The following is a 7401-nucleotide window of genomic DNA, read 5'->3' as shown; positions in this document are numbered from 1 at the left end:
CGCGGCGCCGGCCGCGCCCGCGGCGCCGGCCGCGCAGGGTGCGGATAGCTGTCCCTTCGCCCGCGACGGCGAATGCGACGAGCCCGGCGTCGGCTCCGGCGCCTGTGCTGCGGGAACCGACACGACCGACTGCCAGGCGACGCAGGGGGGCGGCCAGACCCCGGCGGCGCCCMCCGCGCCGGCCAAGCCGTCCGGGGGCGACGACAGCTGCCAGTTCGCCCATGACGGCGAATGCGACGAGCCGGGCCGCGGCACCGGCCTGTGCTCCGCCGGCACCGACGCCAGCGACTGCTCGGCCGCGGATGGCGGCTCCGCCGCCCCTGGCACCGCGTCTCCGGCGGCCTGTCCCTTCACCGGGGACGGCGAATGCGACGAGCCCGGCAAGGGCTCCGGCCTCTGCTCCCCCGGCACCGACGTGGAGGATTGCCGGGCGAAGTGACGGTCAGGCCGGCTGCCAGTCGATCGTCAGTTCCTCGCGGAAGGCGAAGCGGACGAGGTGCGAGGCGACGACCTCCTCCAGCCGGGCCAGGCCGGCGGCCTCCGGCGCCTCGTTGCGCAGCACCAGCAGGGCCGGTTCGGCCGCCAGGGCGGTGGTGCCCATCTCGAAGGTCAGGTGGCCCTTCTCGGCGTCGAAGCTCGCCGGGATGCGGTGGCCGAAATGCTTGCACAGCTGCTGCAGGTATTTGCTGGCGTGCTCGGTGGGAATGCGGGCTTCGGAGCTCGGCATGATGTCCTCTTCGATCTGATGAGGATCAGATGGGTTGGTTGCGAGCGGTTCGCAACCGGGCGGCGCGGCTTTCTGGACGATGGCGATCGGATCGCGGTCACGGCACAGTGCCGCCGCTACGACCGACCCGAACCGAGACGGATTTCATGCCCAAGCTCATCGACATCTCGATCCCGCTCGAGAACGACGTCCCGGCCGACCCGCCGTTCCAGAAGGTCGCGATCACCTATCGCGCCCATGAGGAGACGGCGCGCGAGATCGCCTTCGTGTTTCCGGGCCTGCGGCCGGACCAACTGCCGGAGGGCAAGGGCTGGGCGGAGGAGCGGGTGGCGATCTCCACCCACAACGGCACGCATCTCGACGCGCCTTGGCACTACCACCCGACGATGGATGGCGGGAAGCGCGCCATCACCATCGACGAGGTGCCGCTGGACTGGTGCTTCCAGCCCGGCGTGAAGCTGGATTTCCGGCACCTGCCGGACGGCCACATCGTCACCCCGGCCGAGATCGACGCCGAGCTGGCGCGGATCGGCCATGTGCTGAAGCCGCTGGAGATCGTGCTGGTCAACACCAGCGCCGGCGCCCGCTACGGCCAGGCCGACTATGTCGACAGCGGCTGCGGCATGGGCCGCGACGCCACGCTGCACCTGCTGCGGCAGGGCGTGCGCGTGACCGGCACCGACGGCTGGAGCTGGGACGCGCCGTTCAGCCACACGGCGCGGCGGTTCCAGGAGACCGGCGATGCCTCGCTGATCTGGGAAGGCCACAAGGCCGGCCGCGACATCGGCTACTGCCATCTGGAGAAGCTGCACAATCTGGAGGCACTGCCGGCCACCGGCTTCACCGTCAGCTGCTTCCCGGTGAAGATCCGCGCCGCCTCGGCGGGCTGGACCAGGGCGGTGGCGATCCTGCCGGACTGAACGCAATCACCGGCCGGCTCTCCCCCTCATCCTCCCGTCGCCTGCGGCGCCGGGCCCCTCCCTCTCCCCGAGGAGAGGGGATGTTTTGCCTCTCCCATGGGGAGAGGTCGACAGCGCGTAGCGCTGGCGGGTGAGGGGGCGGCACCGGCCTGTCCAGCCCGAGCGTTATTCCCGCAGCAGGCTCTCCATCGCCCTCGCGGTCGCGATCGCCGCCGCCACATCCTCGTCGCCGTCCCCGTCCTCGACATGCCAGAGGGCGGAGAGGACCGCCTGGGCGAAGGACCAGCGCAGGATGCGCCGCTCGGGCAGGCCCAGCGTTTCGGCCAGGATCCGCACCCGGCGGGCGATGTGCCGGGGATCGTTGTACAGTATCTCGGCGCCGCCCGGGTTGCGCAGGCCGGCGCCGGTCTCATAGGCCAGCTCGCCGATCACGCCCTTGGGGTCGATCACCAGCCAGCCGCGGTCGCCGCCATCCAGCACGTTCTCGTGATGCAGGTCGCCATGCAGCAGGAAGCGCCGGCCCTGGCTGGCGCAGAGCTCCATGAACTCAGCCTCGGCCCGGTCCAGCAGGGCCGGCGGGATCTCGGCATACGGCTCGCCGGCGCGATAGCGGGGGAAGGCGCGGCCCCAATCCTCGACCGTCGGCCAGGGGCCGGGCGGCGGGTCGTCCCGGTGCAGGTCCGCCATCACGCCGCACAGGATGTGGACGGCCTCGTCGTCGCGGCCGGCGAGCACGGTGTCGGTCAGCTCCGTCCCCGGCAGCGCCCGCTCCAGCAGCACGGCGTTCTGCTCGTGCCCCAGCACGCGGACGGCGCTGCGGCCCCGGTAATGCGCCAGCATCACCGGGCCGAGCATTTCGTCGCTGTTCGGCTTCAGCACCTTCAGCACCGCCCGGTGGCCGCCGCGGCGGACGAAGGCGACATGGGCGCCGTTGCGCTCGATCGCCTCGCCGTCGGGCTCCAGCTCCCAGCGGTCGAGCCAGAGCTCGATCGGCGCCAAGGCGCTGCTCACGGTTTCCAGGCCAGCATCGATTCCAGCACCCGGTGCAGCACGGCCTTCAGCGGCTTAGCCACGTCCGGCCGGTAGGCGAAGGGCGGCTCCTCGTCCATGTAGTGGCGCTGGGGCAGCTCCATCTGCAGCGCGTGCACGTTGCGCTCCGGCTGGCCGTAGTGGCGGGTGATGTAGCCGCCCCTGAACCGGCCGTCGACCACATGGGTGAAGCCCTCGGCCGTGCGGCAGATCTCCGCGATCCGCTCCTTCAGGGCCGGCGCCGCCGTGGTGCCGCCATTGCTGCCGAGGTTGAGGTCGGGCAGCAACCCGTCGAACAGCCGCGGCACCACCGACCGGATCGAATGCGCGTCATACAGCAGGGCGTAGCCGTGCTGCGCCTTGATCCGCTCCAGCTCGCCCGCCAGTGCGGCGTGGTACGGCTTCCAGACCGTCTCGACCCGCCAGGCGATCTCGGCCGCGTCCGGCTCCTCGCCCGGCCGGTACAGCGGCCTTCCGTCGAAATCGATGGTCGAGCACAGGCCGGTGGTGGCCTGGCCGGGATACAGGCTCTGGTCGTCGGCTGGGCGGTTCAGGTCGACGACATAGCGCGACTGCGCCGCCTGGAGGATGCTGACGCCCAGCCCCTCGGCGAAATCGTACAGCCGGTCGAGGTGCCAGTCGGTGTCGCGCAGCAGCAGGCCTTCCGGCGTCAGCTTCGACCGGATCGCCTCCGGCACGCCGGTGCCGACATGCGGGATGCTCAGCAGCAGCGGCGCGGTGCCGCGATGCAGGCGGAAGGCGTCCATCATCGGGTCTCCGCGACAATGCTCGGCAGCAGGCCGGGCACATAGGGCAGGAAGGTGCCGGCCTGGACCAGGCCCTTCGCCGCCTCGATGTCCGGGGCGAAGTAGCGGTCCTCGTCCCATTTGCGCACCTTGGCGCGGATGACGGCCATGGCCGCCTCGATCCGCTCGGCGCTGCGCAGCGGGCGGTGGAAGTCGATGCCCTGCGCCGCGGCCAGCAGCTCGACCCCAACGATCACCGCGGTGTTCTCCGCCATGTCGGCCAGGCGGCGGCCGGCATGGGTCGCCATCGACACATGATCCTCCTGGTTGGCCGAGGTCGGCAGGCTGTCGACCGAGCTCGGATGCGCCAGGCTCTTGTTCTCGCTGGCCAAGGCGGCCGCGGTGACATGGGCGATCATGAAGCCGGAATTGACGCCCGGGTCGGACACCAGGAAAGGCGGCAGGCCGGACAGGTTGCTGTCGGTCAGCAGTGCGATCCGCCGCTCCGACATCGCGCCGATCTCGGCGATCACCAGCGCCAGATTGTCGGCGGCGAAGGCCACCGGCTCGGCGTGGAAGTTGCCGCCGGAGATGACGTCGCCCGTCTCCGGGAACACCAGCGGGTTGTCGGACACGGCATTGGCCTCGATCTCCAGGATCCGGGCCGCGTGGCGGATCTGGTCGAGGCAGGCGCCCATCACCTGCGGCTGGCAGCGCAGGGAGTAGGGGTCCTGCACCCTGTCGTCATTCTCGACATGCGAGGCGCGGATGGCGCTGTGGTCGAGCAGGCCGCGCAGCGTCGCCGCCACCTCGATCTGGCCAGGCTGGCCGCGCCATTCATGGATGCGCGCGTCGAAGGGCGCGTCGGAGGCGCGGGCGGCGTCGACCGACATGGCGCCGGCGACGAGGCCGGCGGCGAACACCTCCTCCGCCGCGAACAGGCCGAACAGGGCCAGGGCGGTCGAGACCTGGGTGCCGTTCAGCAGGGCGAGGCCTTCCTTCGGCGCCAGGATCAGCGGCTCGAGGCCGATCTGGCGCAGCGCGTCGGCGGCCGGCCAGCGCTTGCCCTTGAGCCGGATCTCGCCTTCGCCGAGCAGCGCCGCCGAGAGATGGGCGAGGGGGGCGAGGTCGCCCGAGGCGCCGACCGAGCCCTTGGCCGGGATGCAGGGATAGGCGTGGGCGTCGAGCAAGGCCTGCAGCGCCTCGATCACCACCCAGCGCACGCCGGACCGGCCGCGGGCCAGGCCGTTGAGCTTGAGCGCCAGGATCAGCCGGACGATCGCATCGTCCAGCAGCGGGCCGGTGCCGGTGGCGTGCGACAGCACCAGGTTGGTCTGCAATTGCTGCAGCCGGTCGGTCGGGATCCGGGTCTGGGCCAGCTTGCCGAAGCCGGTGTTGACGCCGTAGGCGGTGCGGTTCTCGTCGACGATCGCGGCGACGGTGGCGGCCCCGGCCTCGATCTCCGGCCGGCAGGCCGGGTCGAGGCGCACGGCGGCGTCGGTGCGGGCGATGGCGCGCAGCTGCGGCAGCGTCAGCCGGCCGGCGGTGAAGGTGATGTCGGCCATGTCAGTAGAGGTGGTTCCGGTATGAGTTTTCGAGCCGGGCATCGGCCTCTGCGGTGTCGACGCCCTTGATCTGGTCGGACAGGATCTTGCCCAGGGTCGGGAAGCTGCCGCGTTCGATCTGCGCCGCCGGGTCCCACAGCCGGGACCGGATCAGCGCCTTGCCGCAATGGAAGTACAGCTGGTCGACCGTGACCCGGAGGGCGGAGGTCGGGACCTTGCCGTCAACCGTCATCGGCTGCAGCACCGCCGGGTCCGTGGTGATCGCGGCGCCGCCATTGACCCGCAGCGTCTCGTTGACGCCGGGGACGAAGAACACCAGCCCGACCTTCGGGTTCTCGACCACGTTCGACAGGCTGTCGCACAGGTTGTTGCCACGCCGGTCGGGGATCAGCAGGGTGGTCTCGTCGGCCACGGTGACGAAGCCGGGCGCGTCGCCGCGGGGCGAGGCGTCGGCGCTGCCATCCGCCCCCGCCGTGGCGATCACCAGGAAGGGCGACAGGCCGATGAAGGCACGGGCGTGCCGGTCGATGCGGTTCAGGACCTTGTTGCGGACCAACTCGCTCGGCTCGGCGTAGCGGCTGCGAAGCCCGGCCTGGTCCCGGACGATCTCCTCGGCGCGAACGATCCCGTCATCCATGCGTGTCCTCCAGCATCGGCAGCTTCATGCCCTGTTCGCGGGCACAGTCGCGGGCGATGTCGTAGCCCGCATCGGCATGCCGCATGACGCCGGTTCCCGGGTCATTGGTCAACACCCGCTCCAGCCGCCGGGCCGCCTCCTGGGTGCCGTCGGCGACGATCACCATGCCGGCATGCTGGCTGTAGCCCATGCCGACGCCGCCGCCATGATGCAGGCTGACCCAGGTGGCGCCCGAGGCGGTGTTGAGGAGCGCGTTCAGCAGCGGCCAGTCGGACACGGCGTCCGACCCGTCCTGCATGGCCTCGGTCTCGCGGTTCGGGCTGGCGACCGAGCCGCTGTCGAGATGGTCGCGGCCGATCACGATCGGCGCCTTCAGCTCGCCGCTGGCCACCATCTCGTTGAAGGCCAGGCCCAGGCGGTGCCGCTGGCCCAGGCCGACCCAGCAGATCCGCGCCGGCAGGCCCTGGAAGGCAATGCGCTCGCGCGCCATGTCCAGCCAGTTGTGCAGATGCGGGTCGTCGGGGATCAGCTCCTTCACCCGCTGGTCGGTCTTGTAGATGTCCTCCGGGTCGCCGGACAGGGCGGCCCAGCGGAACGGGCCGATGCCGCGGCAGAACAGCGGGCGGATATAGGCCGGGACGAAGCCGGGGAAGTCGAAGGCGTTCTCGACCCCGACATCCTGCGCCATCTGGCGGATGTTGTTGCCGTAGTCCAGCGTCGGGATGCCCATGGCGTGGAAGTCCAGCATCGCCCGGACATGGGCGGCCATGCTCTCCTTCGCGGCGCGGACCACGCCCTCGGGGTCGGTCTGGCGGCGGGTCTCGGCCTCGGCCCAGCTCCAGCCCGCCGGCAGGTAGCCGTTCAGCGGGTCATGGGCGGAGGTCTGGTCGGTGACGGCGTCCGGGCGCCAGGACGGGTCGTTCTTCGCGCGGTGCACGATCTCCGGGAAGATCTCGGCGGCGTTGCCGAGCAGGCCGACCGACACCGCCTTGCCCTGGGCCTTCGCCTCGCGAATGATGGCCATCGCCTCGTCCAGGCTCTCGGCCTTGCGGTCGACATAGCGGGTGGCCAGGCGGCGCTCGATCCGGCTGGCCTGGCACTCGACCGCGATCATCGACGCGCCGGCCATGGTCGCGGCCAGCGTCTGGGCGCCGCCCATGCCGCCCAGCCCGCCGGTCAGGATCCAGCGGCCCTTCAGGTCGCCATTGTAGTGCTGGCGGCCGACCTCGGCGAAGGTCTCGTAGGTGCCCTGCACGATGCCCTGGCTGCCGATATAGATCCAGGAGCCGGCCGTCATCTGGCCGTACATCATCAGGCCCTTGGCCTCGAGCTCGCGGAAATGCTCCCAGGTCGCCCAATGCGGCACCAGGTTGGAGTTGGCGATCAGCACGCGGGGCGCGTCGGTGTGGGTGCGGAACACGCCGACCGGCTTGCCGGACTGGACCAGCAGCGTCTCGTCCGGCGCCAGGTCCTTCAGGGTGCGGACGATGGTGTCGAAGGACTGCCAGTTGCGGGCCGCCTTGCCGATGCCGCCATAGACCACCAGCTCGTCCGGATTCTCGGCCACATCGGGGTCGAGATTGTTCATCAGCATCCGCATGGCGGCTTCGGTCTGCCATGTCCGGCAGCTCAACTCCGGCCCATGCGGCGCCCGGATGACGCGGCGGTTGGTGGTGGTCGTCACGGCAAGGCCTCCCTCTGAATTGGTGCTGGTGTCGAATTGGTATAGGGTTGTATATACAACTTGCGACAGGCTCACAAGGGCCGGAAAGGACGT

At 70.7% G+C, this 7401-nt stretch carries 8 protein-coding genes; 2 read left to right on the top strand and 6 right to left on the bottom strand.

What is annotated here, in order from left to right:
* On the top strand, positions 1-439 hold a 439-nt coding region (locus BWR60_RS37320; RefSeq protein WP_218823730.1), incomplete at its 5' end, for a hypothetical protein.
* Positions 440-442: 3 nt separating this feature from the next.
* Here BWR60_RS37320 and BWR60_RS29100 read toward each other — a convergent pair.
* Positions 443-727 (bottom strand): DUF2218 domain-containing protein, encoded by a 285-nt coding sequence (locus tag BWR60_RS29100; RefSeq protein ID WP_088155620.1) that lies wholly within the window; start codon positions 725-727, stop codon positions 443-445.
* A gap of 146 nt (positions 728-873) precedes the next feature.
* Here BWR60_RS29100 and BWR60_RS29095 point away from each other — a divergent pair, with 146 nt between their 5' ends.
* Positions 874-1647 (top strand): cyclase family protein, encoded by a 774-nt coding sequence (locus BWR60_RS29095; protein WP_088155618.1) that lies wholly within the window; start codon positions 874-876, stop codon positions 1645-1647.
* Positions 1648-1812: 165 nt separating this feature from the next.
* Here the strand turns inward: BWR60_RS29095 and BWR60_RS29090 are convergent, their stop codons facing one another.
* The 5 genes from BWR60_RS29090 to hutU are packed head-to-tail and all read right to left on the bottom strand — an operon-like array spanning position 1813 to position 7308.
* Positions 1813-2658, bottom strand: a complete 846-nt coding sequence (locus tag BWR60_RS29090; protein WP_179221996.1) for an aminoglycoside phosphotransferase family protein — start codon at positions 2656-2658, stop codon at positions 1813-1815.
* Positions 2655-3446, bottom strand: coding sequence for an N-formylglutamate deformylase (gene hutG / locus BWR60_RS29085; RefSeq protein ID WP_088155614.1), 792 nt, complete (start codon positions 3444-3446; stop codon positions 2655-2657). Before hutG ends, BWR60_RS29090 begins: the two co-directional genes overlap by 4 nt.
* The gene (gene hutH, locus BWR60_RS29080) at positions 3443-4987 is read right to left on the bottom strand and encodes a histidine ammonia-lyase (protein WP_088155612.1); all 1545 of its coding nucleotides are present in this window, start codon (positions 4985-4987) and stop codon (positions 3443-3445) included. The genes hutG and hutH overlap by 4 nt, the downstream gene beginning before the upstream one ends.
* Before the next feature lies 1 nt (position 4988).
* Positions 4989-5624 carry a pyridoxamine 5'-phosphate oxidase family protein gene (locus BWR60_RS29075; RefSeq protein WP_088155610.1) on the bottom strand — a complete coding sequence of 212 codons (636 nt, stop codon included), beginning with the start codon at positions 5622-5624 and terminating at the stop codon, positions 4989-4991.
* Positions 5617-7308, bottom strand: coding sequence for a urocanate hydratase (gene hutU, locus BWR60_RS29070; protein ID WP_088155608.1), 1692 nt, complete (start codon positions 7306-7308; stop codon positions 5617-5619). Before hutU ends, BWR60_RS29075 begins: the two co-directional genes overlap by 8 nt.
* Between the last annotated feature and the right edge of the window lie 93 nt (positions 7309-7401).

Origin of the sequence: Inquilinus limosus, from assembly GCF_002195995.1 — a bacterium.
Lineage (GTDB): Bacteria > Pseudomonadota > Alphaproteobacteria > DSM-16000 > Inquilinaceae > Inquilinus > Inquilinus limosus_C.
This window is presented reverse-complemented; position numbering and strand designations above follow the sequence as displayed.

Excerpts from the sequence above, each read along its gene's own strand:
- BWR60_RS29100 (WP_088155620.1), bottom strand. The coding sequence starts at position 727 with ATGCCGAGCTCCGAAGCCCGCATTCCCACCGAGCACGCCAGCAAATAC.
- BWR60_RS29095 (WP_088155618.1), top strand. The coding sequence starts at position 874 with ATGCCCAAGCTCATCGACATCTCGATCCCGCTCGAGAACGACGTCCCG.
- hutG (WP_088155614.1), bottom strand. The coding sequence starts at position 3,446 with ATGATGGACGCCTTCCGCCTGCATCGCGGCACCGCGCCGCTGCTGCTG.
- hutH (WP_088155612.1), bottom strand. The coding sequence starts at position 4,987 with ATGGCCGACATCACCTTCACCGCCGGCCGGCTGACGCTGCCGCAGCTG.
- BWR60_RS29075 (WP_088155610.1), bottom strand. The coding sequence starts at position 5,624 with ATGGATGACGGGATCGTTCGCGCCGAGGAGATCGTCCGGGACCAGGCC.